The sequence below is a fragment of the Leuconostoc sp. JNUCC 76 genome, assembly GCF_053667755.1.
Genome location: NZ_CM132206.1, coordinates 1974339 through 1999463, shown reverse-complemented (window position 1 = coordinate 1999463; position 25125 = coordinate 1974339). Strand labels below are relative to the sequence as shown.

General features: G+C 35.5%; 25 protein-coding genes and 1 pseudogene. 18 read left to right on the top strand and 8 right to left on the bottom strand.

Features of this window, described 5'->3' with window-relative positions; genetic code table 11:
- Positions 1–97: 97 nt before the first annotated feature.
- Positions 98–715: a TetR/AcrR family transcriptional regulator gene (locus JNUCC76_RS10095; RefSeq protein ID WP_454154526.1), complete on the bottom strand. Its 618-nt coding sequence runs from the start codon at positions 713–715 to the stop codon at positions 98–100.
- Between the two features lie 122 nt (positions 716–837).
- Between JNUCC76_RS10095 and JNUCC76_RS10090 the strand changes: the two genes are divergently transcribed.
- From JNUCC76_RS10090 to JNUCC76_RS10060, 7 genes and pseudogenes are all read left to right on the top strand, one after another.
- Positions 838–3585, top strand: coding sequence for a YhgE/Pip family protein (locus JNUCC76_RS10090; RefSeq protein ID WP_454154524.1), 2748 nt, complete (start codon positions 838–840; stop codon positions 3583–3585).
- A gap of 19 nt (positions 3586–3604) precedes the next feature.
- Positions 3605–4729 (top strand): M24 family metallopeptidase, encoded by a 1125-nt coding sequence (locus JNUCC76_RS10085; protein ID WP_454154522.1) that lies wholly within the window; start codon positions 3605–3607, stop codon positions 4727–4729.
- Positions 4730–4866: 137 nt separating this feature from the next.
- Positions 4867–5613 carry a helix-turn-helix transcriptional regulator gene (locus JNUCC76_RS10080; RefSeq protein ID WP_454154521.1) on the top strand — a complete coding sequence of 249 codons (747 nt, stop codon included), beginning with the start codon at positions 4867–4869 and terminating at the stop codon, positions 5611–5613.
- Between the two features lie 146 nt (positions 5614–5759).
- The gene (locus JNUCC76_RS10075; RefSeq protein ID WP_454154519.1) at positions 5760–6200 is read left to right on the top strand and encodes a hypothetical protein; all 441 of its coding nucleotides are present in this window, start codon (positions 5760–5762) and stop codon (positions 6198–6200) included.
- Between the two features lie 166 nt (positions 6201–6366).
- Complete coding sequence (locus JNUCC76_RS10070) at positions 6367–6678, top strand: helix-turn-helix domain-containing protein (RefSeq protein WP_454154517.1); 312 nt, start codon at positions 6367–6369, stop codon at positions 6676–6678.
- A 282-nt stretch (positions 6679–6960) separates the two neighbouring features.
- Complete coding sequence (locus tag JNUCC76_RS10065) at positions 6961–8490, top strand: AMP-binding protein (protein ID WP_454154515.1); 1530 nt, start codon at positions 6961–6963, stop codon at positions 8488–8490.
- Positions 8491–8679: 189 nt separating this feature from the next.
- Positions 8680–8942: pseudogene (locus tag JNUCC76_RS10060) on the top strand (SemiSWEET family transporter).
- Positions 8943–9019: 77 nt separating this feature from the next.
- Here the strand turns inward: JNUCC76_RS10060 and JNUCC76_RS10055 are convergent.
- From JNUCC76_RS10055 to JNUCC76_RS10040, 4 genes are all read right to left on the bottom strand, one after another.
- A complete protein-coding gene (locus JNUCC76_RS10055) occupies positions 9020–10027 on the bottom strand; it encodes an anti sigma factor C-terminal domain-containing protein (RefSeq protein ID WP_454154514.1) in 1008 nt (335 codons plus the stop codon).
- On the bottom strand, positions 10020–10511 hold the full coding sequence (locus tag JNUCC76_RS10050) for an RNA polymerase sigma factor (RefSeq protein WP_454154512.1): 492 nt from the start codon (positions 10509–10511) through the stop codon (positions 10020–10022). The genes JNUCC76_RS10055 and JNUCC76_RS10050 overlap by 8 nt, the downstream gene beginning before the upstream one ends.
- Before the next feature lie 170 nt (positions 10512–10681).
- Positions 10682–10984, bottom strand: coding sequence for a bacteriocin immunity family protein (locus tag JNUCC76_RS10045; protein ID WP_454154510.1), 303 nt, complete (start codon positions 10982–10984; stop codon positions 10682–10684).
- 24 nt (positions 10985–11008) lie between these two features.
- Positions 11009–11566, bottom strand: coding sequence for an NADPH-dependent FMN reductase (locus JNUCC76_RS10040; protein WP_454154508.1), 558 nt, complete (start codon positions 11564–11566; stop codon positions 11009–11011).
- A gap of 190 nt (positions 11567–11756) precedes the next feature.
- Here JNUCC76_RS10040 and JNUCC76_RS10035 point away from each other — a divergent pair, with 190 nt between their 5' ends.
- Positions 11757–12368 carry a GNAT family N-acetyltransferase gene (locus tag JNUCC76_RS10035; protein WP_454154506.1) on the top strand — a complete coding sequence of 204 codons (612 nt, stop codon included), beginning with the start codon at positions 11757–11759 and terminating at the stop codon, positions 12366–12368.
- 72 nt (positions 12369–12440) lie between these two features.
- On the opposite strand, the gene JNUCC76_RS10030 is transcribed toward JNUCC76_RS10035, so the two are convergent.
- From JNUCC76_RS10030 to JNUCC76_RS10020, 3 genes are all read right to left on the bottom strand, one after another.
- Complete coding sequence (locus tag JNUCC76_RS10030; protein ID WP_454154504.1) at positions 12441–13424, bottom strand: phosphatase PAP2 family protein; 984 nt, start codon at positions 13422–13424, stop codon at positions 12441–12443.
- Between the two features lie 164 nt (positions 13425–13588).
- Positions 13589–14518 carry a cation efflux transmembrane domain-containing protein gene (locus JNUCC76_RS10025; RefSeq protein WP_454154502.1) on the bottom strand — a complete coding sequence of 310 codons (930 nt, stop codon included), beginning with the start codon at positions 14516–14518 and terminating at the stop codon, positions 13589–13591.
- On the bottom strand, positions 14515–14934 hold the full coding sequence (locus JNUCC76_RS10020) for a MarR family winged helix-turn-helix transcriptional regulator (RefSeq protein ID WP_454154500.1): 420 nt from the start codon (positions 14932–14934) through the stop codon (positions 14515–14517). The genes JNUCC76_RS10025 and JNUCC76_RS10020 overlap by 4 nt, the downstream gene beginning before the upstream one ends.
- A gap of 231 nt (positions 14935–15165) precedes the next feature.
- Here JNUCC76_RS10020 and helD point away from each other — a divergent pair, with 231 nt between their 5' ends.
- The 10 genes from helD (at position 15166) to atpF (ending at position 25124) form a co-directional block, all read left to right on the top strand.
- Complete coding sequence (gene helD / locus JNUCC76_RS10015; protein WP_454154498.1) at positions 15166–17529, top strand: RNA polymerase recycling motor HelD; 2364 nt, start codon at positions 15166–15168, stop codon at positions 17527–17529.
- Positions 17529–18218, top strand: a complete 690-nt coding sequence (locus JNUCC76_RS10010) for a nucleoside/nucleotide kinase family protein (protein WP_454154496.1) — start codon at positions 17529–17531, stop codon at positions 18216–18218. The genes helD and JNUCC76_RS10010 overlap by 1 nt, the downstream gene beginning before the upstream one ends.
- A gap of 116 nt (positions 18219–18334) precedes the next feature.
- A complete protein-coding gene (locus tag JNUCC76_RS10005) occupies positions 18335–19846 on the top strand; it encodes an MDR family MFS transporter (RefSeq protein ID WP_454154495.1) in 1512 nt (503 codons plus the stop codon).
- Positions 19843–20520, top strand: a complete 678-nt coding sequence (locus tag JNUCC76_RS10000) for a DUF4811 domain-containing protein (RefSeq protein ID WP_454154494.1) — start codon at positions 19843–19845, stop codon at positions 20518–20520. Before JNUCC76_RS10005 ends, JNUCC76_RS10000 begins: the two co-directional genes overlap by 4 nt.
- Before the next feature lie 177 nt (positions 20521–20697).
- Positions 20698–20898 (top strand): cold-shock protein, encoded by a 201-nt coding sequence (locus JNUCC76_RS09995; RefSeq protein WP_002815634.1) that lies wholly within the window; start codon positions 20698–20700, stop codon positions 20896–20898.
- A gap of 107 nt (positions 20899–21005) precedes the next feature.
- Entirely contained in the window at positions 21006–21719 is a 714-nt protein-coding gene (gene gpmA, locus JNUCC76_RS09990; protein ID WP_454154492.1) for a 2,3-diphosphoglycerate-dependent phosphoglycerate mutase, read from the top strand.
- 126 nt (positions 21720–21845) lie between these two features.
- Positions 21846–23117, top strand: coding sequence for a uracil-xanthine permease family protein (locus JNUCC76_RS09985; protein ID WP_454154490.1), 1272 nt, complete (start codon positions 21846–21848; stop codon positions 23115–23117).
- A gap of 356 nt (positions 23118–23473) precedes the next feature.
- Positions 23474–24199, top strand: coding sequence for a F0F1 ATP synthase subunit A (atpB, locus tag JNUCC76_RS09980; RefSeq protein ID WP_454154488.1), 726 nt, complete (start codon positions 23474–23476; stop codon positions 24197–24199).
- A gap of 167 nt (positions 24200–24366) precedes the next feature.
- Positions 24367–24594: a F0F1 ATP synthase subunit C gene (atpE, locus tag JNUCC76_RS09975; RefSeq protein ID WP_002815630.1), complete on the top strand. Its 228-nt coding sequence runs from the start codon at positions 24367–24369 to the stop codon at positions 24592–24594.
- 26 nt (positions 24595–24620) lie between these two features.
- Positions 24621–25124 carry a F0F1 ATP synthase subunit B gene (gene atpF / locus JNUCC76_RS09970; RefSeq protein WP_454154485.1) on the top strand — a complete coding sequence of 168 codons (504 nt, stop codon included), beginning with the start codon at positions 24621–24623 and terminating at the stop codon, positions 25122–25124.
- The last annotated feature ends 1 nt before the right edge of the window (position 25125 follow it).

Genomic DNA, 25125 nt, shown 5'->3' with positions numbered 1-25125 from the left:
AGAGAATATGTGACTAGCATATTCTCTTTGTTTTATTAATTGCGGTGCATTGCCACTTTAAGGGGGAATGACCGAGGCTAGATTTGTGTTACAAAAATTATTTTACCTGGTAAGCAGCCAGTATACGACTTCTAATCAAGATTTCGGCAATTTCAGCTGGAGATTCAGGGTCATCTTTTTGTAACCAATGACCAATAATGCTAATGAGCGAACTAATTAATAGATCATGTGTATAGTCACTAGGAATAACTTCATTACCATCTTTAAAAATATTTTTGTAATGTGAGTCAATTTGTTCATCAATCAAATGGCGTAATTTATAAACAAATTGTGAATCACCATTTTTGGAAAGGAGTGTCTTAAGCGTGAAACGGTTTTTATCGAGAAAATCAAAAGACTGAATGAAACTACGATACGGTGAATAGGTATCTAACTCAGCCGATAGTTTATTATTATCAACATCGTCTAGCCAAGATATTGTCTTATCTATATTATTTTGCATTAGCTTTTCCATATTAGTTAGTAAATAAGTCTCAATTTTTTCTAACACATCGTATTTATCAAGATAATAAATATAAAAAGTGCCACGACTTAGTTTTGCTGTTCGTGTGATGTTGGACACGGTTAGGTTGTTAAATCCTTTTTCGTTAACTAATTTCACGAAAGCGTCCATAATTCGTTGCTGTGTTAATTTATTTTTTTCCTGCCGATTCATACTATTCTCCTCATAAAATTAAACAAATCACTTAGTACTTGTACATTGATTTATATATAACCAATGCTAATATAAACTATAGCTACAAAAAAAGCAACACGTTGTTAAAAAAGGGGAGTAACATGCTCGGAATAGAATGGAAAAAAATATGGAAAAATAAATTTATGGTGGTTGTTCTAATCGCTATTGTGTTAATTCCGTCAATTTACGCGATTGGATTTCTTAAATCGATGTGGGATCCTTATGGCAAAATAAAAGATTTGCCCGTGGCAGTTATCAATGAAGACAAATCTGTGCATTACCAAGGAAATAAATTAGCAGTAGGAGCTAAGCTAAAAGATAATTTAGCGGATTCAGATGCGATGAAGTTTAGTTTTCCGTCGCAAAAAGAAGCCAAAAAAGGGTTGTCCAATGGCAAGTACTATATGGTCATGACAATCCCAAAGAACTTTTCTAAAAATGCGACGACATTACTAGACGCGCATCCCAAAAAGATGTTAATTCACTATACAACGAGTTCAGGACACAGTTTTATAGCTGGAAAGTTTTCAAAATCAGCGGCTGAAAGCATTACAAACACAATTTCAAAACAAGTAACAAAGACCTATGCTGAGACATTGTTTAAACAAATTAAAACGTTAGGCAATGGTATGGGCACAGCGGCTAACGGTAACAAAAAGTTAGTTGATGGAACTGAACAATTACAGTCTGGGAATCAGACGGTCACAACAAATCTACGAACACTTGCTTCAAGTGGTTTAACCTTTAGTAATGGTACGAATACACTGACAGACGGGTTATCACAATACTTTAGTGGCGTGAGTCAGCTTGATGCAGGAAGCTCAAAATTAACTGCTGGTTTGGGACAATTAGGTGAAAAAATGCCTACGCTAAGTAGTGGTGTTTCACAATTATCTACAGGATCATCAAGTTTAAACAGTGGTTTACAGCAATATACCGCAGGTGTGAGTCAACTAAACACGGGTGCCAATGCTCTTAACACTGGCGCACAAAAATTAGCTCATGGGAGTAGTAATTTAGCTACTGGGGTGAATAAATTAACTAGCGGATCGAGTTCTTTGACCAAAGGTGTTAGTGCATACACAACCGGAACAGACGAAGCGTATAAAGGAAGCCAAAAAGTTTCCGATGGCTTGGCACAAATGAATGAAGCTTTAAATAGTGACGACGCTAAAAACAAAATGACGCAGTTGCAAACAGGGCTGCAAAATTTTCAGACAGGCTTGAATCAGTTGAAGACATCGTTAGACAATAGTGATCAAAATACTGAGCAAATTACTCAATTAACAAGTAGTATGAGTAGTCTTGCAGCGAACGTTACTACGATTAGCAATTATATCAGTGGTACGCAAAGCAAAATCGAATCTGTTGCTAAGACACAAAAGCTAACTGACACGCAAGTCAGTGCATTAGAAACGGCATTATTACCAACAGATGACATTAATAATTCACTCAAATCAGCAACAACAAATCTAAGTGAATTACAGACTAACTTAACCGCATTAATTAAATCAAGTAACACAAGTGTGTCACAGTTAAAATCAGCTGTGAATACACTAAATACTAGTTATGGGACTAGTGACAATACAAAAACGTTGTATGGTGGGGTAAGTAGTTTGGTTGGTTCACTTAACAATGTCGGTGATTCAACTGCGCAATTAAGTACTGGGGCAACAAAATTAACCAGTGGGTTGTCACAATTGAGCGGGAATTCAGAACAGTTAGTTAGTGGTTCAGCACAATTACAAGAGGGGCTTGAACAACTTAATACGAATGTACCATCGCTCACTAGTGGTATTGAAAGCTTAGCTAATGGTAGTTCTAAGCTAAGTAGTGGTACTCAAAAGTTGTCACAAAATAGTGATAAGTTAAATGCTGGATCCCAAAAAATCAGCAGTGGCCTATCATCACTAAATGAAAAGATGCCTGCTTTAGGTTCAGCAACGTCAAAGTTATCGTCAGGAAGTAGTCAGCTAACGGCAGGGCTGGATAAATTGACTGCAAATAACAGTAAGTTATTAAGCGGGTCAACTCAATTAGCTAGTGGTGCCACAAAGATAGCAGATGGTAGTGCTAAGTTGGCTGATGGTTCAGCAAAACTTGGTGATGGTTTGACGAAAGTTAAAGACGGGAATGTAACGCTCGCTGACAAGCTAGGTCAAGCAAACAACAAAGTTAATAAAATTAACTCAAATAAGTTAACATATAATCAATTAGCTACTCCAGCAAGTACCAAGCATGTGGAAAAAGACAAAGTTCCTAATAATGGTACAGCTATGGCACCTTATATGTTGTCAGTGGCACTGTTCGTTGGTGCCGTTGCCTTTAACTTGATGTTTGATTTAGTAACACCTCTAAAGTATCCTAAAAAGGCTATTAGTTGGTGGGCAAGTAAAATGTCTGTGCTTTATCCGTTTGCATTTCTGCAAGCAGCAATTATGTACTTTGTTTCTATTAGTATGATTGGTATCAAACCAGTTCACTATGCTGCAACTTTTTGGGTGCTGATTCTTGTATCATTTACTTTTATTAATGTCGTAACATCCCTTAACTTGTGGTTTGGTAAAGTCGGTTCATTCCTAGCAATGATTTTGATGGTTATTCAATTAGGTGGTTCCGCAGGAACATATCCAATTCAATTGTCAAATGGTTTCTTTGAAGCCATACACCCATATTTACCAATGACTTATTCAGTTAATGCACTACGAGAAACGTTGATGATTGGTGGATCTGCTAAAAGCGATGTGATGGTTATGTTTGGTATATTTGTTGCCTTTACATTGATTATGATTGGTTTCTATATGTTAAAGCAATTAAAAATCAAGAAGATTAATTATAAACACAGTTAATATTTTAAGAAAGGAAATTATGAGTATACTTAGTGATGAAATAAATAACCGCATTCAAAATTGCCAAAGGCTCTTGCAAGAAAAAGAGTTAAGTGCATACGTAGTAACAGATGTAGAGGATATATGGTATTTGACCAATATTGATTATAGCCCTGAACAACGACCATTTTTCTTAATTATTTATCCAGATAAGAAACCTTTAATGTTGGTACCAAAATTAGAAGAATCACACATTGATGTTGACCTTTTTGATTACGAAATTCAAACGTATTTTGATGTTACGTCTGAAGTTGGTCAAAACTGGTACGAGGTGGTTACAAAAGATTTTGAAGGGTTGTATAAAATTGGTATCGAAAGTAATGCGCTTTTAGAAATAACTGCAAAGACGCCGACAGTAAATTGGCAGCCAAATGATATAATAAAAAAGTTACGCGAAATAAAAAGTGTATACGAAATTGACAAAATTTCAACGACTGCAAGAGTATGTAGTCGAGTGGTTCGTGCAACGTTAAGCCAAGTAAATAACGACTCCAAAGTGATAGACCTTTATAACCTCCCGTTTAAGGTAGTTGGTAAAGAAATCGCGGATAATTTTAGTCTCACAAATAGAGTAACAAACGGTGTATGGCCGTCAACTTATAGTTTCATGCCCCATAGTATTCCTGATATGGCGGCAACAGTTGATCATGGACCAAATGTTAACGTCGCTGTGTTTAGATTAGCGGGCTATGCTGCCGAATGTGAACGTACCTTCTTCATGGAGAAACCAACAAAAGAAGAAGAACTACACTTTAATCAGATGATGACGGCTAGAAATATAATGCTCGATATGCTGCGACCAGGTGTTAGGGCATCTGAAGTAGAGACAAAAGTGCGAGATTACCTTATTGATCAGCATCTTGCGGCTAACATTCTTCATCGACCTGGTCATGGCATCGGATTAAATAACCATGAAGAGCCAACCTTATCATTAGGTAATGACACAGTTTTGAAAGAAAATATGGTTGTATCGGTGGAACCAGCAATTTATTTTGAAGGTCAAGGCGGTTATCGACATTCAGACACAGTGTTGATAACTAAAGATGGCTATAAATTATTAACTGATGCGCCAGTTAGTTTGAAGGAATTGATAATAAAAAATTAGTGTAAAGGTTTAACTCATATTGAGTTAAACCTTTTTTTTGCGGTAAAGTATTGTTATATCAGCAATGTTAAAGAATACTTGCTCGATTTTCATACTACAATTTCGTATACTTAAATTTGTTACGAGGGGGGAAACACATGGAACTCGGTCAAAAATTGAAAGAGAAAAGAATTACTTTAGGTAAAACCCAACAACAAATGGCCACAGAATTGCATGTGACACGGCAAACGGTGTCACATTGGGAGAATAGTGATACATATCCGAGTTTAGATATGTTGGTTACGTTGAGTGATTATTTAGGTTTTTCTTTGGATACAACGTTAAAAGAAGAGGGGACAGATATGATTGATAGTATTAATAAGAGTTTAGAAGAAGGAAAGAAGTATAAAAAAATTGTTCGAATACTAGCTATTTGTCTAATTGTTTTTTTATGTTTTATTTCGATATTGACATATGGCAGAGCAACGCAGAATCAATTGATTGACCGATACAATCCTTTTTTAAAGGAAAGCTATGGTTATGCAGTGCTGCCTGAAAAAGTAACTATGAAAAAAATAAATGGTACTGAGCAAGTTACAGAAAAAAACGGTAAACATAAAACAAAAAAAATCATCATTAATATGCCACAGCCAGTAGACGCTTACGTGACAACTGACATTTTTGGTGGCGGGGAATGGTTGAAATTCAAAGTAGGTACTATTCCAAAAGGATATCATTATGCTATTGTGTTACATAAAGGCTCGTATGTTAAGAGAGCTAAATTAGTTACGAAAGATCAAGTGCCCTCGATGTATCAAAGTGTGATTGGGGATGAATATATGAAGTATATTGAAAATCCTGGTGGTCGTAATTCTTTTAATCCATTTTCAAATGGTGGTGTGTGATAGCAAGTGACAAAACGAATTTTTAATGACTATTCAATAACTTAGGCAAAAAGCTCTTTTAAGAGAGCTTTTTTGTTTCTATTTCTTATTTTTCAAGATAAAGGTATACTGTTAATATTCAATGTTTATCAGAAAGGTATCAGACAATGACTGAGAGCGAAAAAGTAGAATTCAAAACATTAACAAGTATTCTTAAGAAACTTGATATTAGTAAAGCTACGTATTATAGGAGGGCAAAGGCTTGGGAAATCAATCCTAGTCAGCGTGAATTTACACATGAAGAACTAAAAAATCTCGAGTCAATGCCTGAAAATATTGATAATAATCATTCTGATGCTGTTTCAGAAAGTGTCAAGACTTTGTCAGAACAACTCAAGACAAAAGATGAACAAATTAAACAACTTCATAAATTACTCGACCAGCAACAAACTCTATCTCTTGACTTACAACATAAAATTGACGTAAAAGAACAACAGTATCTTGAAGTTGCAGATACGTCTGAGTTTGTATCAGAAATCGACAGCTTAAAAAATGCATTACAAAAAGAGAAATCAAAAAGTTTTTGGGCAAAAATTATTAAAAAATAAACGCAACTTGACTAAATCTTGATATGAAAGCGAAAATTCCACCTTTCGCAATCTATATGTGCGCATTTTTCTGTTGCAGATTGCCATTTTCACTGATTTAATTGCTATCGTTTCACACGATTTTGTTGAATAATTAAGTTATAAAATATACTTAGGAGAATAAATCATGGAGATACAGTTTCCGATACAGTTAAAAAAATTACGCACGGGCTTGAGTATGTCTCAAGAGGATATTGCTGGCAAGCTGTACATTTCACGTCAAGCTGTTTCCCGTTGGGAGTCTGGGGACGCAACACCAGATATGAGTAATTTAATTAAATTAGCTGAAATATTTGATTGCTCACTAGATACGCTTGTACTTGGAATTGAACCAAAACAAGATAATATAGATGATAGAATAAATAAATGGTGGGTAGCGATACCAATATTAGTAATTCTCGGCGGTATAATTCCTGATATTATTCAGGCTTTTAAATAATTTTGCTAATCAAATATTAATGACTTTATATATATAGCTGTTATAGGAAACAAATAATTGCAAGTACAATTAAGGGTAACTTAATTGTGTTTGCTTTTTTTATGAGTACAGCTAATTTTGTTGTTTAATGTTATGAAATATAATAACTACACTACTAGCAAGAAAATAATGCCCGTTTTATTAATAGATACAGAATAATATGGGTAATAGCAAGCTGTTTCTATTAAGTTTTAAACTTTAAATAATACAAGATTGTTATAATTTTGATTAATTTAAGTACGTATGAAAATTAAAGAAGGGTGTGTTATTTTGACTAAATTAATTGATAAGTTAAATGAACATTGGAACGCAAAAGACAACCAGCCAATTTTAAAAGATGCACAAAATCGAGAATGGGTAACGGGAAGTCAAGCAAGACATCGAATTGATAAAATGAAAGATGAATTCAAAACAATTGGTATAACAACAGGTGCGGTTGTAACAATAAGCCTACCCAATGATATTAATTATCCACTGGTTACTCAAGCTTTATGGGAATTAGGTGCAATTGGCCATTTAGTTGCTCCCTCGACTGCTTTAATAGAAATAGAAAGAGAGGTGAATGAGTATGGATATTTTGGCGCTATAACTTTAGTAAATACTGCTACAACAAATATTACCAATGTTTGGCGTGAAACTATGATAGTAAACAAAAAATGGTCAATATTTATCAATCATAAACATATAAAAAATATGGTCATGTCAGGGACTGAATTTGATACTGCTTTGATTTTAAATACATCAGGAACAACTGGCAAACCAAAACGAGTAGCATTGAGTCACCAACAATTTCTAAAATCAGCGCAACACATTGTGACGAGTCAGAAATTAACATCACAAGAAACCACAATGGTAGTGATGCCGTTATTTCATATCAATGCCACGGTAATTTCAACTTTAGCAACTTTTATTTCTGGTGGTAATTTGGTCATTGCAAACAAATTTAGTGCTAGTAAGTTTTGGTCACAAATAGCAGAGCATCAGGTTACTTGGATTTCTCTTGTGCCAACCATTATTAGTATCTTGTTGTTAAATGAACAAGCTCGTAATGCACACGTGAAAGAAAAAAGTAAATTACAGTTACGTTATGTCCGTTCAGCTTCATTTTCATTACCTGAAGAACGTTGGCATGCTTTCGAGCAGATATTTGGGATTCCAGTAATTGAGGGATATGGTATGACTGAAGCTGCTAGCTTGATTACATTGAATCCATTTAATCATCCTAAAATTGGTTCCGTTGGTATCCCCATAGCAACCGAAGTTCAAATAATGGTTGATGGAAAGTTAACAAACGCACCAGGAATAACAGGTGAAATTGCTTTAAAGGGTGACCACGTGATAACCAGTTATTTAGATCCTGCTCCGCACGCATTTGCAGACAAGTGGCTATTAACGGGTGATATCGGTCGTTTCGATACGGAGGGCTATTTATATATTATTGGACGAATTAAAGAAATGATTAATCGCGGTGGTGAAAAAGTTTCGCCTTATGCCATTGAGTCAGTAGTTAGTGCGTTACCATTTATTGAGGAGGTTGTTGCTGTCGGGTTACCCCATGATCTGTACGGAGAAGAAGTGACTTTAGCAATTATCAGTCGTGATAAAGAAACTCCACATATCAAGCTGATAAATCAGATTGAAAACTATGCTACACAAAATTTATCTAAACCAGAGCGACCAACAAAGATATTCTTTGTTCAGGATATACCACGTAATCCTACAGGTAAAGTAAAGCGCTTTGAATTGGTCCAACAATTATTACAACAATCATAAAAAACAGCTTTCATAGTTAGAAATAAAATTTTTTAGCTAACTTATATTATGATAAGAGAATATTTGCAATGGGAAGAGATTGGAATTTGTTTATTGTAGATAATGTAAGCCATTTATTTAAACATAATTTCTTGTATATTAATTTTTTTCTAATCAATGGTATAATATATCAAGGAGTTAGACTAATACATGAAAAATAGAATACATAATTTTGTTGGATCTATCGGAGCGTTAATTGGAACAATGGTGTTTATAGCCTATATTCCACAGATAATAGCAAACCTATCTGGTGACAAAGGGCAACCCTGGCAGCCGATTGTAGCAGCTTTCTCTTGTTTGCTATGGGTTTTATTTATGGATTAACCAATGACCCTAAGAAGGATTATATATTGATTATTCCTAATACAGCAGGAGTTGTACTTGGTACTCTGACATTTATTACATCGTTTTAATTACTATATAGCTACTTAATCCTAAGTAAGTTGAATAAAAAGCACGCAATTTTTTATTAAGAATTGCGTGCTTTTTATTATTTTAATGCTTTTTCATAAGGAACAATTGGTGTTGTTAATCCGACATTACTTGCAAAAACGAAATTCAAATCATCTAGACTTTGCAGATTATCAGTTTTACCAGTGACAATAACACCACTGAATTTTGCGGCGTGTAAGTTTGACGATAGTTGTGATTTAATTGATGATATATAGCTTTTGTCAGAAATATGCGACTCTAACGGTAAAGATATTGCGTCAGTTAACGCTTTTTTCAATCCCTTGTAGCCAGTGTAAGTATTGTTTTTTGTGCTACCTTCTTGCAAAGAACCTTGCCCATCATCGCTAGCATTTAAACCGATATAATTGCCAGCTCTTGGTATTGTTGAAGTATTATTATTTCCAAATCCCAACCAATAGTAATTAATCATGACATTATCTGGGATCATTTTTTTAATTTCACCATAAGAATAAGGTTTGTCAAATGTTAAAGCTACTTCTGCTAATGTGTTTTTCATCGTAGACAATGTTTTTGCTTCATGTGTAGGTGGTGTATGTAAAGTGAATTTTTTTGAATTTTTATATATTGATGTAGCAGAAGGATTAAAAAATATAGGTTCTTTTTCTTGTGTTTTAGTGTTTTTAGCAATAATTGAGGGATTGGCATTATAAACATCAATGCTATCGTGAGAGAAATTTCGTGTTCCAGATAGACCGATTTGTACAGTTTTTTCAGGATAATAGATATGATAACCATCAATATTTTTAAAGCGAGTTTCAGTTGTTGTTAATTTTGTCCATGCGGTGGAAGTAGTATGTTGTTCAGTTGTGAAAATATTTGGTGAAAAGGCGATATTTTCGATATTTAGTTTTTGATTTTGTAATTTTAATTGTTTATTCATAGTATTGGCTACAAACAAATTTGCGCCGACAAGAATGATAAGAAGCACGATGATTGTAGATAACGCACTAATAAGTATACCTTTAAGGGTATTTCTTTTTTTGGTATTTTTGATTAATTTTTCAAATGCTTGATTATCATTCATTTTTATATTTCTCCAATAATTTTTTGAGGTGTGTTCTCGTTCTAAATAAATCTATTTTTATTTTAGCTTGGCTAAAATGCAGTTTGTTAGCTATGAATTTAATAGTTCGTTGTTCATCGTATTTTAAATAGATGAGCTGTAATTGGTAATGACTAAGTTGATTAAGCACTTCGTAAGGTAAGTTGGAATTGTTTAATTTTGTATGAAATAGGTTTGCTGTTTCCGAGGTATTGTAAAGTTCATATAAGATACTTTCATATCTTTTATTTCGTCTATACTTGTCATAAAATTTTGACAGGGCAACTTTGTAAAACCAAGGTCGCAACTTGATTTCTTCTAAAATAATATTTGCTTCAATTAGCTTAACCATTACATCTTGTGCAATATCTTCCGCATCTTGTCGCCTAGCGCCTTTTTTTATTAAAAATCGAACAACTTCTTGTGCGATATCAAGGACTATGTTTTCATATTGATTAATCTCCATTATTTTCTCCTGTTATATATATAACGAACAAGAAGACAAATGGTTACAAAAAATTGTTTCATTTCGTCTATTTTTGTGAAAAACATAAAAGCTCTTATATCAATATTAACTGCTCAAACAGTTCATATTGATATAAGAGCTTTTAAATTCTTGGTAATTTTATTTAGTATTTAAAACCAAACAGGTAGCATTACGGCAGAAGTGGCGATGCCATCATAGACAGTAGCCTGTTTTTTTACTTGATTATGTAACGTAATTGCTGCTTGAGGTAATTGTTTTTTCGTTTCCCAATAATATGATACAAGAGACTTAACTATTTTCGATGCCATTAAACGGGTGTCTTGTGTTTTATTGAGTTCTGTTGCAAGATTAAGAATTAATTCTCTTAATACTGGTTCTTGTTTTACTTCTGAATCAGAAAAAGCCACACTCATCTGATCTAACATGGTTTCGACTTTATTATTTTTTTGCATAATCACTAATTCTCACTCCAATATTTATAATAATTTGTTATTTAGCACATTCTCAAAGCATACGCTTAATTGTCGCACATCAGGTCGGTACTTTGCGAGTGCATCATCAATGTTGACAAATGAATGATTGCTAAACATATCGTTATTGATGCTAATTGATAAATTAATCGGCAATCTGTTCATATGAAGTCCCTGTAAGACAAGCGATAAGGCAATATCTGCTTGAAATCCACCGTGTGAGCCAAACACTATCGTACTAATCGGTTTTCCTTGCCATTCACTATACAATGAATCCAGTGCATTTTTTAAAATAGCAGGATAACCCCAATTATATTGAGGATACACAATAATGAAACCATCATATTGATTGACCAAATCACGCCATTTTTGAGTCGTTGCTAATGTGTAATGACCTTTAGCAGGGATTTCAGGTTCAGCTAGCCAGGGAAGATTAACTTTTGCTAGGTCTATTAAATTTGTTTGGAATTGACTGCTAATTAAATTCTTTTGAACCCAAGTGGCAATGTCAAATGAAATTCTATTAGGTCGATTACTGCCAATGATGATGCCAATGTTCTTCATAATATGAAATCCCCTGTTGTGATGCCACCCGATAGCTTTCTTAACAGTCATTATTACGCTAAATTATTTTTCTGTCAATAATTTTTTTTGATTCTTTTAAAATAGACACATTGTTGGATTTATGAGATAATTGAACGAGGAACGATGTATTATTGGTGTGTTTTAGAAATAAAAATATTGGAGAACAAAATTGATTATTAGAAGGGCAACACGAAAAGATTTAGATTTAATTACAGAACTAACTTATAATGCTTTTCAAAATTATCCTTTATTCAATGTTTCCACAAATAAAGAAAAGTTACACAAAACATTACATTTTTTACTGTATTTAAATACACTAGCTAACATCAATGATAATGATTGTTATGTATGTGTTGATGGTAAAGAACTGGTTGCTTCTTTTATTTTAAAAAAACCTGAACATCATCATATTAGTTTTGGAACCTATATTAAAATTGGCGGTTGGCAGTTACCTTTTAAATGTTCACCCAAGTTAGCAAGTAACATTATGAATAATTTGTCTAGGTCAGACGCTATTATGCCTGAAAAATTTAAAAATTACTGGTACTTGGATACTTTGGTTGTTTCACCAGATCATCAGGGTCAAAAAATAGGATCAAAAACTTTGCAAGAGGTAATAAAAATGGTCTTACAGCAAGGTGGTAAAAAGTTGTGTCTTATTACTAATACAGAAATTAACAGTATTTTTTACCAAAAAAATGGTTTTCAAGAGGTAACAAAGGAATCATTTAATTCATTTGGACAAATAAACGATACATGGGTGTTTGAGCAGGACATATAAAGGCTCGTTTGTATTTCATGTTCGAACAAAAAAGCCTATGATATCATAGGCTTTTTTAATGCTAAACTATTGCTAGTTTAATTTTGATTCAACAAAGTGTGCTGCTAGTAGGCGACTTGCTAAGAAGATAATTGAACCAACAATGAGACTTGAAACAGTCACATCGCTTAGCCAGTGTGCACCAATGCGTACACGACTAAGTCCAGTCAGAATGCCCATCGCAATACCGAAGATTGTCATTTTCTTTTGCAAACTAATATTTCCGCGAGGAACGAAGAAAGTTAAGTATAGGAATAACCAACCAGACATTGTGTGACCGGAAGGAAAAGAGTTATGACCAGTAACGCCATTTAAGTGATACCAAGGTGTAAATTCACTCATCGTTTTCCCCGAAACGGTTGTCATTTCGTATGGTCGGAAACGCCCCCATAGGGTTTTCATTTCACCAATTGTTGTTTGTGCGATGAAAACAACGGCAATACCAATCAAAGCAGCATTTAGTAGATAACTCATATCTGCGTCGTTTTTATCTTTAAGCCAGTTGAAAAATACAAATGATAGTAATATCGTTAAAATAAGTGCGGCACTCCAACGCAGTGGTTCCGGATAGTTTGCTACAGACGAAGTGTTATTTGCTACGCCCATGGGAATGCCTTTTGATAAATTATTGAGCATGGAGTACGTGTAACTCAGCATGTCCTGTAATATTGCTAACATTTGATTAAAAGCAAATACCAATGCACCACCAGTCATGATATATCTCAATGCTTCCCCTTGAATACGTCGCCAGATTGTCCAAGCGATGATCTCGAAGGCAGCGAACAAAACGATACCCGCTCCCTGATCAGCATAATTCTGGAAAATATTACCAAATATCGAATTTTGATTCATGACAGCCGAGGTCACATTTTTATCAAAAAAAGTTGCAACTAGTAAACTGGCAAAGCCAATAATCAATAGAATAGTGAAGGTCTTTTTTTCACCATCTGTTGTTTTAAATATATTCCTATCTTTATTTTGTGATTGCTCACTAAAATTTGTACTAGTCCACTGCATATTGTTTTTTCCTCCCAATTGATAGCTTCAGTATATTGGACGGATGTTGCGATAAGGTCAATTTTATGTAAAGGGCATTTAAATTTTAGTATAACGAAGTGAAGAAACATTGAGCAGCAACAAAAAAAGGACTATTTATAAAAAGTCCTTTAACTGCTACAGTACTAACTTTTTTCATTTTTTCCAACATTAGAATAAACAAAAACAATATTTATAAAAGCGAGTTTTTGCGAAAGATCATTCAAAATATTATTTTTATAGGTTGCTAATTTTTCTGTGTCAATCATATGTGTTTTGCTACTAATTGCTATGCAGGCTTTGAATGACATTCCGACTTTGTATACTTTACAATCATTGATCGCAAAATCGTTTGATATGTGGTTTCTAATCGATCCCTCAATGAATTTCTGGATGCCTTGATCTTGTGTTAGGCCGCCGCTAATTTCTATCAAGGCATTTTTCATGATACGCAATGGTACTTTAATAATGAACAAAACAATAATTACTGTAATGAATGAATCGCCTGTATACAATAGAAAGCTTAATGGTGAGTTCTTAGAGATGAATAGAATGAAAAATGCAGCGGCCCCAATTCCGGCTGACATTATGCCATCTATCATTGCACTTTTGGTTTCTGCAGATAATAAAGTACTTGTATTATGAATTTTTTTATTTTGATGTTTATAAAAATAGGAAAGAGTCAAGGATAGAATAACCATTATAATTTCGTAGGGTATCACAGGAGCGATATCTAAAAGATGCCCATGACTATATACAAAATATTGGTAAGCTTTTCCACCAACAGTTATTAATGAAACCATTAATAATATAATTGTAAGTAGTGACTGAAAAAATGCATACAATGGTTCCAAGACGAATAGACCGTTTGGAAAGCGTGTACTCACTCTAGTACTTATTTTTGATATGACGATTGATAACAAGGCAGTGGTTAATGTAATCAGTGTAAAATATGCATCAACAAACAATGCTTCTAAATGTGTTGCAAAGTAAGCGGTGAGAGCTGAGATGCCCATCAAAAAAAGCCACAAACATCCAATCATGAGACTGCGTTGTTCAATATTTTTTTGGTTCATATTTTTTCATTGATTTTAAACATTATTTTGTGGAGTACCTTTTGTTCTTCAGGTGAGAGTACTGAAATCGAGTCAAGAAAAACCTGATCAAATAGTTGATGGTTTTTTTCACAGTTTTCTTTGATTTCTTGGCTTAACTCTAGATAAGAGGTACGTTTATCGACCTTAGAAGGCCTTTTAACTAGGTACTTTTCATCAACGAAACGATGAACAATACGAGTAGCTGCTGGTTTAGATATTTTCGCTTTTTCGGCAAAGCTAGTTACAGTCGGGTTCTCTAATGTATATAAGAGATCGATATAATATTCGTCATTTGCCGACATGTTTGGAAAGTATTCACTGCTATCCGATTTTTGTTGGTATTGCAACAGTACTTTGTCATACAATTCTGAAAAAATGAGACTAATAGGTTTCATATACTTCCTCCGAGATATGATTAACAAAAGTAATTACTTTAATTAACTACCTGAATTAATCATATATTGAATAATTTGGTTTGTCAACTGATTATACTTTATTTTATTTACAAAAAGTTGGTTTAATGCTTTTCTTCTGAATAACAAAATTCTCCACCATTCATTTTGCTGTTCATTTGAAACGACTAAGCGTATAATTATTACATTGAAATCAAGAGAGTGAGATGCATTTTGAACGAAAAAATAAAACAAGTTGAAACGCAATATTTGAACAAAACCCTCAAGAAGATGAATCAATCTTTGATTGATACCGAAGCTGAAATAAAACGTACTAACAAGAATATTAGTGACGTCTCAAAAAGCTGGGGGGATGTACGCTTAAAGACAGATACATACTCTGGCATTGTTGAAACAGCCATGTCAGTACGTCAGCAGCAGCAGATGCTTGCTGAACGTGAAAACTCGAAGACACGAGCAGAAGTAAGGTTTGAAACGTTAACAAAACAAATTAAAAAACCATATTTTGCACGTATAGATTTTAGTGAATCAGTTAGTGATAGTGGTGAACCCGAGACAATTTATATTGGGCTTGGATCCTTTAGTGACGGTGATAATAACTACTATGTATATGATTGGCGTGCGCCAGTGGCTTCAATTTATTATGATGGCGGTATTGGGGATGTCGAGTATTTAACACCAGACGGGTCACAAAAAGCTCATGTAACCTTGAAACGACAATTCCAAATTGAAAATGGCGTTATTGTGACCTTATTTGATACGGAAGAAGCAATTGGTGATGCAATGTTGATGAATGCTTTAAATGGTGAATCATCAACAAAAATGAAATCAATTGTTACAACTATTCAAAAAGAACAGAATAAAATTATTCGTAATACCAGCGCTAATTTATTATTTGTTCAAGGAGCCGCTGGTTCAGGTAAAACAGCAGCAGTTTTGCAACGCATTGCATATTTGCTTTATCGTTACCGAGGAAAGTTGACTAGTGGACAAGTCATTCTGTTTAGTCCAAACCAACTGTTTAATGATTATATTGATCAAGTTTTGCCAGAGTTAGGCGAGCAAAATATGGTACAAATGACATTCTATCAGTATGCTTCACGTCGTCTGCCTAAAATTGCTGTTGAAACATTGCAGGAGCGTTTCGAGATTGATAAGGCAGATAGTAAATTGTCACTCATTAAGGGTAGTTTAATGATGTTTAAAGCTGTTGAGGCATATGCAAATAGCTTAAATAAACACGGAATGAAGCTCCGCAGTATTGTTTTCCGCAATGAACCACTCATACCGAAGGAACGCATCGCTGAAATTTATTACCAATATAATGAAAATTATAAGCTCAGTCAACGCCTAGAGGCAACTCGTGATACATTGATGCGTATATTAAGTAGTCGTTTAGGAACAGAAATGCGCAAAGATTGGGTTGATCTTGAGATTGAAAATTTATCTAAGCAAGAATATGATGAATTAGTTGGTGCAGGTCGTGTCAGAATGGGCGATAATGAAGAGGCGGATGCCGCAGCTGTTACACGTCGTACGCAACTTGGTCAAGGTGAGCAAGAACGTGAGTTCACTAGTGAAAAAGCTGAACGAAAGTTTTTGGCAAAACAAATTGTAACACGCGCTTTGAAACCGTTAGCTCAACAAATTCGGCGAGGGCGTTTTCTAAATATTAACGCACAATTTGTAGACTTTATGCGTGAAGCTCACAAGTACGTTGATTTATCTGCTTATGGTGTTTCAGATGAAGAGTGGCAGTTACATGTTGAACAAGTGATTAATAATTTAAAAAGTCATCAATTATCACTTGCTGACACAACAATTTATCTCTATCTCTATGATTTAATTACTGGCAAACATGGTGAGCGCGATATTCGTTTCTTGTTTATTGATGAAATTCAAGATTACACACCATTCCAATTAGCATTTTTGAAATTTAGTTTTCCATTGGCCAAATTCACTGTGTTGGGTGATTTGAATCAAGCCATTTTCACAAAAGACAATGCCACTCATCTAAAAGAAGATTTTGCAACACTATTTGCACCAGAACGTGTAGAAAATATTCAATTAACGCAAACTTATCGTTCAACACAACAAATAACAGACTTCACAAAAGAAATTCTAATTGATGGTCAAAATATTGATGCTTTTAACCGAAGTGGCGAAAAGCCGGTTGTTCATATTGGACAAAATGAAAGTGAATTACTTCAGTTATTAAGAGTACAGTTGCAAGATAATGTTAAAGAGCAAGAATCTACTGCAATTATTACTAAAACGTTAGCTGATGCAAAAGCTTTGTCACGAACTTTAAATGATAAAAATGTTACATTGATTCAATCAGAGAATCAACGGTTGGCTCCTGGAGCTATCATTGTGCCTTCTTATCTTGCTAAAGGCCTAGAGTTTGATGCAGTTATCATATGGCATGCGGATGAGACTAGATACAACGATAATAGTGAACGTCGTTTGCTGTATACGGTTGCTTCTCGTGCAATGCATCGATTGACGATACTTTCAGAAAAAAATGTGACACCATTATTGAATAATGTAGCGAAAGATCTTTACGAGGTTCGTTAATGATTGATTTGGTTAGTTTTATTGAAGGCAGATATGTTGGGCGATTTATGGTAATCGGCATAACTGGTTCTGTGGCTGTTGGTAAAAGTACGTTCGCTTGTAATTTAGCTGAGCGTCTCAACCAACGTGGCTTGAAGTCAACGGTTATTAGTACCGATGATTTTTTGTTGTCTAATCAAGAACTTCGGGAGCGAGATTTATTTGAACAAAAAGGTTTTCCACAAACCTATCATCTTGATCAGCTAGAACAAGTAGTCAAAGGATTTCAATCTGGGGAAAAGTCGATAAATATTCCCGTTTATACACAGGAAATCGCTGACATCCATCCAAATGAAACACAAACCGTTGAACTACCAAATATTCTTATTGTTGAAGGTGTAACTGCTTTACAGTTGTCGGCAAAACGGCTGGATTTAAAAATATATATAGACGCTAATCTGGCAGATATCAAAGATTGGTACTTAACACGTACACTAGAGGTAACGGCCTTAGCAAAAGACGACCCTTCAAGTTGGCGATACAGTTATGCTAAGATGCCTTTGGATGAACTTTCAAAATTAGTGATGCAGGTCTGGCAGACGACAAATCAAAAAAATCTTGATGAATATATTTTACCTACAAAAGAACTTGCTGATGTGATTGTTTATGTCGATAAAGAGCATAATATTGGCAATATCGACATAAAATAATATTTATTGTCAACTATGTTGACAATTTTTTTTTAAAGCGTAAAATAATCACTTGAAGTTAAATAGTAACAAAGTGTTTTCTGTAAAAAGCGGGAAACGAATGAAAGGATTTACACATGTCAGATACAATTACAGATACACATGGTAAAAGCGTCAATCGTTTAGCCATGATGCTTGTCTTATTGATTGGTGTGTTCTCTGTGATGTTAATGCAAACATCACTAGGGACTGCACAGCCAGCACTAATGAAGGCATTCGATGTTAATGCTTCCACTGTACAATGGCTTACAACGATATTCTTGATGGCTAATGGTATTATGGTCCCTGTTTCGGCCTTCTTGACCACAAGAATTCCAACAAAAACGCTTTATTTATCAGCATTAATTTTATTTACTGCTGGGACATTTTTGGCCTTTATGACGCCAACAAGTGCTTTTTGGTTGCTGATGGTTGCTCGCGTATTACAAGCGATGGCCGTTGGTGTTTTGATGCCATTAATGCAGGTTGTTTCATTAACGTTGTTTGATGCAGAGTCTCGTGGAAAAGCTATGGGCTTAGGTGGTTTAGTGGTAGGTATGGCACCTGCTATTGGGCCTACTTTGTCGGGTTGGATTTTGGAAAAAGACCATACTTTTCTAGGTTTTACCTTGCAAAACTCATGGCGTTCAATTTTCCTTATTGACCTACCTGTAGTAATCATTGTTATTATTGCATCATTCTTCGTCTTTCATGATGTGTTGCCAACAAGAAATATTTCTCTGAATGTGCGTTCATTAATTGAATCAACATTTGGCTTTGGATTAATTTTATTTGGCTTTGCAATGGTATCAACACATGGTTGGGGAGACTTTGGATGGGTTATTGCGCCATTAATTGCAGGGCTGGTAATTATCGTCGAGTTTATGTGGCATCAATCAAGAATGGAAAAACCTTTCTTAGATATGTCTGTATTTAAGAACAAGCAATTCACTATTACTACTATTTTGGTTTCTTTGGTTATGATGTCAATGATTGGTGTTGAGATGATTTTGCCAATTTTCCTACAAAATATTCGTGGAATGACACCATTACATTCTGGGTTAACTCTGTTACCTGGTGCATTGATGATGGGACTGATTTCGCCAGTAGCTGGAGCATTTTATGATCGACATGGAGCCAAGCGTCTAGCGATTACCGGTTTTGCAATTTTAATTATTGGTACTTTGCCATTGTTCTATATGACGGCTGACACACCTTCGATGTACATTACAGGATTGTATACACTGCGTATGTTTGGTATCGCAATGACTATGATGCCTTTAACAGCATCAGCCATGGGGGCTTTGTCTCCTGATACTGCAGCACAAGGAACGGCCGCTAACAATACAATGCGTCAGATTGCTTCATCATTAGGAACAGCAATCTTAGCATCAGTGATGCAATCTGTTACAGATAGCAACAAACCATCTTCAGCATTAAAAGGTCAAGATCCATTAGCATGGGCTCAAAAAACAATTGATGCAACATTAAATGGTTTCCATGCCTCATTCCTCTTGGCTTCGTGTTTTGCAATTGTAGGTGTGCTTATTGCATTCACTTTGCATAGTGGCAAAGTGAACACACCATCAAAGATGGAGGCTTCAAAATGATTATTTTAATTATGGCTATATTTGCTATCCTAGCTTTCTTAGCTAATATGATGTTAGAGAACCGTAGTATTCGCTTAGTAAGTACATCTATTATGTTTATCGGTTTGATTATTTCAGTGGTTGCGATTGTCCTAAATATGCATGATCACTATGGAATGAAGCAAGTCACTACGACTGATAAGGAACAAATTTACACAGCCGGTAGTTCTAGTCAAGGTTTTGGTATGTTATTACATCAAGCTGTTGGTACTAATGGAAAAGAAAATGTTTACATTTATAAGACTAGTTCTGATGCCAAGAAAACACATGTGGCAAAGCCAGATTTAAAGACAACATCTAATCAGCAAAGTATATCTGGTAACAAAGCGTATAAAATTACCAAAACAACACGTTGGGTTTATAAAAACGATACCTATAAATTATTGTTTGGTATTGCTGACAATAACAAAACTTTAAAACATCGAAACACTACCTATCAAGTACCAAGTACATGGGTTTCATTAACTACAGTACAAGCAAAATCATTGTCTGCTAAAATGACACCCAAGACGGATGCGGAGAAAGTAGCTGCTGCTGAACAACAAAAACAGTTGGCAGCACTTGCGCAAACTGATCCTGATAAGGCAGCACAAATGCAAGTTAAAGCTGTTAAGACAGCATTAAACATTAAGTAAATTTACTGTTTGATTTTATTAATATTCAAATTGCTTGCTAATTTTTGTAGATGTGTTAAACTGTAAGAGTAATAAAAGTTTTTGATTTTGATTTGTTTTTCTCGGAAGGCGCTCAGTACCAATTATTTAAATTACGAACAATAAAACTTGGTGAGCACACCAAAGGAGAAACATATCATGGAAAAAGGCACAGTAAAGTGGTTTAACGGAGAAAAGGGTTACGGATTCATCACACGCGAAAGCGGCGAAGATGTATTTGCACATTTCTCAGCAATCCAAGGCGACGGCTTCAAGACTCTTGACGAAGGTCAAGCAGTTACATTTGACGTTGAAACTTCAGACCGCGGTTTGCAAGCAACAAACATCACAAAGGGTTAATTTCTTTTGGAACACACAGCTTATATAAGTTGTGTGTTTTTTTGTGTCACCAAAACGTGGTATAATATAGTCGTTAAATTAAACACAAACTAAGGAGTTTAGCACACATGGCTAAGTTAGTATTAATCCGTCACGGTCAAAGTGAATGGAATGCATTGAACTTGTTTAATGGTTGGATTGACACAAAGTTGTCTGAAAAGGGTATTGCCCAAGCTAAAGAAGCTGGTGATCTTTTGGCTGCTGAAGGTATTCAATTTGACCAAGCATATACGTCAGTTTTGACGCGTGCAATCCAAACATTGCATTTGGCTTTAGAAGAAGCAGGACAATTGTTTATTCCAGAAGCAAAGTCATGGCGTTTGAATGAACGTCATTATGGCGCATTGCAAGGTCAAAACAAAGCCGAAGCTGCTGAAAAGTGGGGTGACGAGCAAGTTCACATCTGGCGTCGTTCATACGATGTTTTGCCACCATTGTTGGACTCATATGATAAAACAATGACAGTACAAGGTAATACTTACCCAGCGTTTGATCGTCGTTACGCTGATGTACCTGAGGGTGAATTGCCATTGGGTGAAAACTTGAAGATCACATTAGAACGTGTATTGCCTTTCTGGGAATCAGACATTTCAAAAGATTTGAAAGCTGGTAAAAACGTGGTTATTGCTGCCCACGGTAACTCATTGCGTGCATTGGTTAAGCACTTGGAAAACATTTCTGATGATGATATTTTGAATGTTGAAATCGCTAATGGACAACCATTGGTATATGATTTGGCTGATGACTTGTCAGTTGTGTCAAAGAAGACATTAACTAAGTAATTTAATTCATAAAAGATATGCTGTTTCATAGATTGAGTAGTGTGTCTTTTTTTCTGCAATCTTTCGACATTATTTTGGAATTTTGTTTATAATAGAATGAGTATATTCTGCAGGAGAGACCCCCTTATGTCAAAAAATCAAAATAATGCGATTTATGATTTACATGATAAGCCACCCTTTTTTACATGGTTAGGTTTATCATTGCAACATCTGTTTTCTATGTTCGGCGCTACTGTTTTAGTGCCATTACTTGTTGGACTTAATCCTGGAGTAGCCTTGTTTACATCAGGAGTTGGTACACTGCTTCATTTACTGATTACACATGGTAAGGTACCAGCTTATATGGGATCGAGTTTTGCCTTCATTATTCCTATGACGTCGTTGCTGAAGACAGTTGGTTATCCAGCCGTAGCGCAAGGAATTATCTCTGTTGGGCTAGTATATTTAGTTGTCGCTTTCATTGTCACTTTTACTGGCACTGCTTGGATTGAGTATATTTTCCCAGCCGAGGTCGTGGGGCCTATCATCATGGTGATAGGATTGAGTCTAGCTGGTTCAGCTGCTTCCTCAGCAACTACCATGAATGGGCATTATGATATTCGTGTGTTTACGGTCGCATTGGTTACGTTGCTGGCAACGATTGCTTTTAATATGTTCTTAAGAGGATTTTTAGGACTATTGCCAGTGCTACTTGGAATTATCTTTGGTTATATTGTGGCCTTAATCACGGGTCTAGTAGATTTAAGCCCCGTTGTTTCCGCCCATTGGTTCCAATTACCTAATTTTGAGACGTTCATTGGTAAAGATGGTTTCGTCTTTTATCCAGCTGCTGTATTAAGCATGGCACCATTAGCTTTAGTTACACTGTCTGAACATCTAGGACATTTGATGGTTTTGTCAAAAATTACTGGGACTGATTTTTTTGAAAATCCAGGTTTGAAACGTACCTTAACGGGGGATGGTACGGCTTCTGTTGTGGCTGGACTGATTGGCGGACCAGCGGTAACATCTTACGGTGAAAACATCGGTGTCATGCAATTAAGCCGTGTTTATTCAGTTTGGGTCATTGGAGGAGCAGCCTTTTTCGCGGTCATCTTTAGTTTTATTGGCAAGTTATCGGCTTTGATTTCAACGATTCCTGGCGCTGTTACGGGTGGTGTTGGCTTTATGTTGTACGGTGTCATTGCGGCTGCAGGGTTGCAAGTTATCGTTGACAATAAGGTTGATTATAGTAAGAAACGTAATTTAATGATTGCAGCACCTATTATGGTTGTCGGTATTGGAAACTTTCATTTACAATTAAGCACACAAGTTGATTTTTCTGGTGTTGCCATAGCTACTATTTTGGGCATTGTATTGAATTTAGTTTTGCCAAAAGTGGCTGCAAGTGAAAAGTAAATCATAGAGAGCGGAATTTGTTAAAAATTCCGCTCTTTTTATTAATGATTAGACATTCAATAAGAATTGGTCTGAATTTTACTGTTTTGTAAAGATTTTAAATTTTGTGATACGAATAGACATTGTAAACGTATACATTTAAAACTATGTGAAAATACTGATAAACGTTATTATTCTTATATTTGGGTCGTAATAACTTAACTAACAACGTTTCTCTTAAAGAAAATAAAAAGTTTGTGAAAAACATCGCGGTAAATGGTTGAATTTCAAATTGAAAGGCGTATCATATATTTTATGTTATGACGAATAGCCGATTTCGACCATTTCGCCAAATTATATGAGAAAGGAGAAGGCGCATGGATGACCCAACGGCAACGTTTAAGTTTCTTGGTCTAACTTTTGATTGGACAACGATTATTTCAACGTTGCTGGCTATGGCAATTGTTGTCATTGTTTCAATTGTATTGACTCGCAAACTTAGTGTAAATCCTAACAAACGGCAAAATGCAATCGAATATTTGTTAGATTTCACCAACGGTATCGTGAATGGACAACTAACAAAGAAGCAAGCGCGCCAGTTTGGTTTGTTTGCATTTACATTGTTTTTCTTTGTGATTGTTTCAAATGAAATGGGCTTGCTAATACAATTTAAGCTTGGCGATGGTGTGACTTATATTAAGTCACCAACTGCCGATCCAATTGTAACAATGACGCTTGCAATTATGTCGTTAATGGTTGCTCATGGTATGGGTGTGCAAGAACTTGGTTTTAAAGGTTATATTAAAAATATGTTCTTCACCCCATATTCATGGATGCTTCCGTTGAATATTATTGAACAATTAGCCAATTTCTTGACGTTGTCACTGCGTTTGTTTGGTAACATCTTCGCTGGTGAAATGTTACTAACGCTCGTGGCTAACAGTTTGGCCTGGCCTGGGCACTTTAATGGGCTCTGGTCAGTGCTAGCATTGCCGATTGAAATGGTCTGGCAAGGCTTTTCACTCTTCATCGGTGGTATTCAGGCATATGTGTTTGTCATTTTGACAGGTGTATTCATCTCACAATTGTCTGGTAACGAGTAAGAGTGTTCTCGCAAATGAGATTTGTGTTACAGAAGCACTGTGTAAATGATGATTCTATAACACGAGTTGGTTTGCTCACAAAACGCGGGAGCGTATCATCTAAAATAGTATAAATGCGCACGCTTGAAATAGTTCTTGTGTGTGCGCTACGAATAAGGAGAAATCTAATGGATTTGCACAATCTTGGTGTAATCGCAGCAGGTCTTGCAGCTGCTGGAGCCGCCGTTGGTGGTGGTATTGGTAACGGTGTTTTGATTTCACAGTTCTTGGCAGGTATGAGCCGTCAACCAGAACTTGAAGGCCGTTTGTTGTCACGTATGTTTTTGGGTGTTGCGTTGGTCGAAGTTATGCCAATTTTGTCAATTGTCTTCGCCTTCATGTTGATGGGCAAGTAATCACACAATAGTAGCGGAGGAAAATTATGTTGGGAACAACAACATTAGCAGCACTTCCACTTGGAAATATGCTGTTTATTATCATTGCCTTCCTCTTGTTGATGCTCATTTTGAAGAAGGTGGCCTACGGACCATTGACAAAAGTTCTTGATGAACGTGCTGATAAAATTTCTTCTGATATTGACGGTGCTGAAGTAGCCCGTCAAGAGGCAGAGAAATTGGCGTCACAGCGTCAAGCAGAATTGGCAGAAACACGTCAAAATGCCACAAAAGTGGTTAATGACGCTAAAGCTAGTGCTCAGAAGCAAAGTGACTTAATTGTTGCAGCTGCTAATGATCGTGCTACTTCAGTTAGCCAACAAGCTCAGACAGATGCACAGAAGCTCAAGGAAGACGCAATTTCTGGTGCAAAGAACGATGTTGCAGCCCTTTCAGTGGCAATTGCTTCAAAGTTAATGCAAAAAGAATTATCGTTAAATGATCAACAAGCATTAATTGATGCTTACATTTCAGATTTAGAAACTAAATAAG

Coding starts and splice junctions, on each gene's coding strand:
- JNUCC76_RS10095 (WP_454154526.1), bottom strand. CDS start 715: ATGAATCGGCAGGAAAAAAATAAATTAACACAGCAACGAATTATGGAC.
- JNUCC76_RS10090 (WP_454154524.1), top strand. CDS start 838: ATGCTCGGAATAGAATGGAAAAAAATATGGAAAAATAAATTTATGGTG.
- JNUCC76_RS10085 (WP_454154522.1), top strand. CDS start 3,605: ATGAGTATACTTAGTGATGAAATAAATAACCGCATTCAAAATTGCCAA.
- JNUCC76_RS10080 (WP_454154521.1), top strand. CDS start 4,867: ATGGAACTCGGTCAAAAATTGAAAGAGAAAAGAATTACTTTAGGTAAA.
- JNUCC76_RS10075 (WP_454154519.1), top strand. CDS start 5,760: ATGACTGAGAGCGAAAAAGTAGAATTCAAAACATTAACAAGTATTCTT.
- JNUCC76_RS10070 (WP_454154517.1), top strand. CDS start 6,367: ATGGAGATACAGTTTCCGATACAGTTAAAAAAATTACGCACGGGCTTG.
- JNUCC76_RS10065 (WP_454154515.1), top strand. CDS start 6,961: ATGAAAATTAAAGAAGGGTGTGTTATTTTGACTAAATTAATTGATAAG.
- JNUCC76_RS10055 (WP_454154514.1), bottom strand. CDS start 10,027: ATGAATGATAATCAAGCATTTGAAAAATTAATCAAAAATACCAAAAAA.
- JNUCC76_RS10050 (WP_454154512.1), bottom strand. CDS start 10,511: ATGGAGATTAATCAATATGAAAACATAGTCCTTGATATCGCACAAGAA.
- JNUCC76_RS10045 (WP_454154510.1), bottom strand. CDS start 10,984: ATGCAAAAAAATAATAAAGTCGAAACCATGTTAGATCAGATGAGTGTG.
- JNUCC76_RS10040 (WP_454154508.1), bottom strand. CDS start 11,566: ATGAAGAACATTGGCATCATCATTGGCAGTAATCGACCTAATAGAATT.
- JNUCC76_RS10030 (WP_454154504.1), bottom strand. CDS start 13,424: ATGCAGTGGACTAGTACAAATTTTAGTGAGCAATCACAAAATAAAGAT.
- JNUCC76_RS10025 (WP_454154502.1), bottom strand. CDS start 14,518: ATGAACCAAAAAAATATTGAACAACGCAGTCTCATGATTGGATGTTTG.
- JNUCC76_RS10020 (WP_454154500.1), bottom strand. CDS start 14,934: ATGAAACCTATTAGTCTCATTTTTTCAGAATTGTATGACAAAGTACTG.
- JNUCC76_RS10010 (WP_454154496.1), top strand. CDS start 17,529: ATGATTGATTTGGTTAGTTTTATTGAAGGCAGATATGTTGGGCGATTT.
- JNUCC76_RS10005 (WP_454154495.1), top strand. CDS start 18,335: ATGTCAGATACAATTACAGATACACATGGTAAAAGCGTCAATCGTTTA.
- JNUCC76_RS10000 (WP_454154494.1), top strand. CDS start 19,843: ATGATTATTTTAATTATGGCTATATTTGCTATCCTAGCTTTCTTAGCT.
- JNUCC76_RS09995 (WP_002815634.1), top strand. CDS start 20,698: ATGGAAAAAGGCACAGTAAAGTGGTTTAACGGAGAAAAGGGTTACGGA.
- gpmA (WP_454154492.1), top strand. CDS start 21,006: ATGGCTAAGTTAGTATTAATCCGTCACGGTCAAAGTGAATGGAATGCA.
- JNUCC76_RS09985 (WP_454154490.1), top strand. CDS start 21,846: ATGTCAAAAAATCAAAATAATGCGATTTATGATTTACATGATAAGCCA.
- atpB (WP_454154488.1), top strand. CDS start 23,474: ATGGATGACCCAACGGCAACGTTTAAGTTTCTTGGTCTAACTTTTGAT.
- atpE (WP_002815630.1), top strand. CDS start 24,367: ATGGATTTGCACAATCTTGGTGTAATCGCAGCAGGTCTTGCAGCTGCT.
- atpF (WP_454154485.1), top strand. CDS start 24,621: ATGTTGGGAACAACAACATTAGCAGCACTTCCACTTGGAAATATGCTG.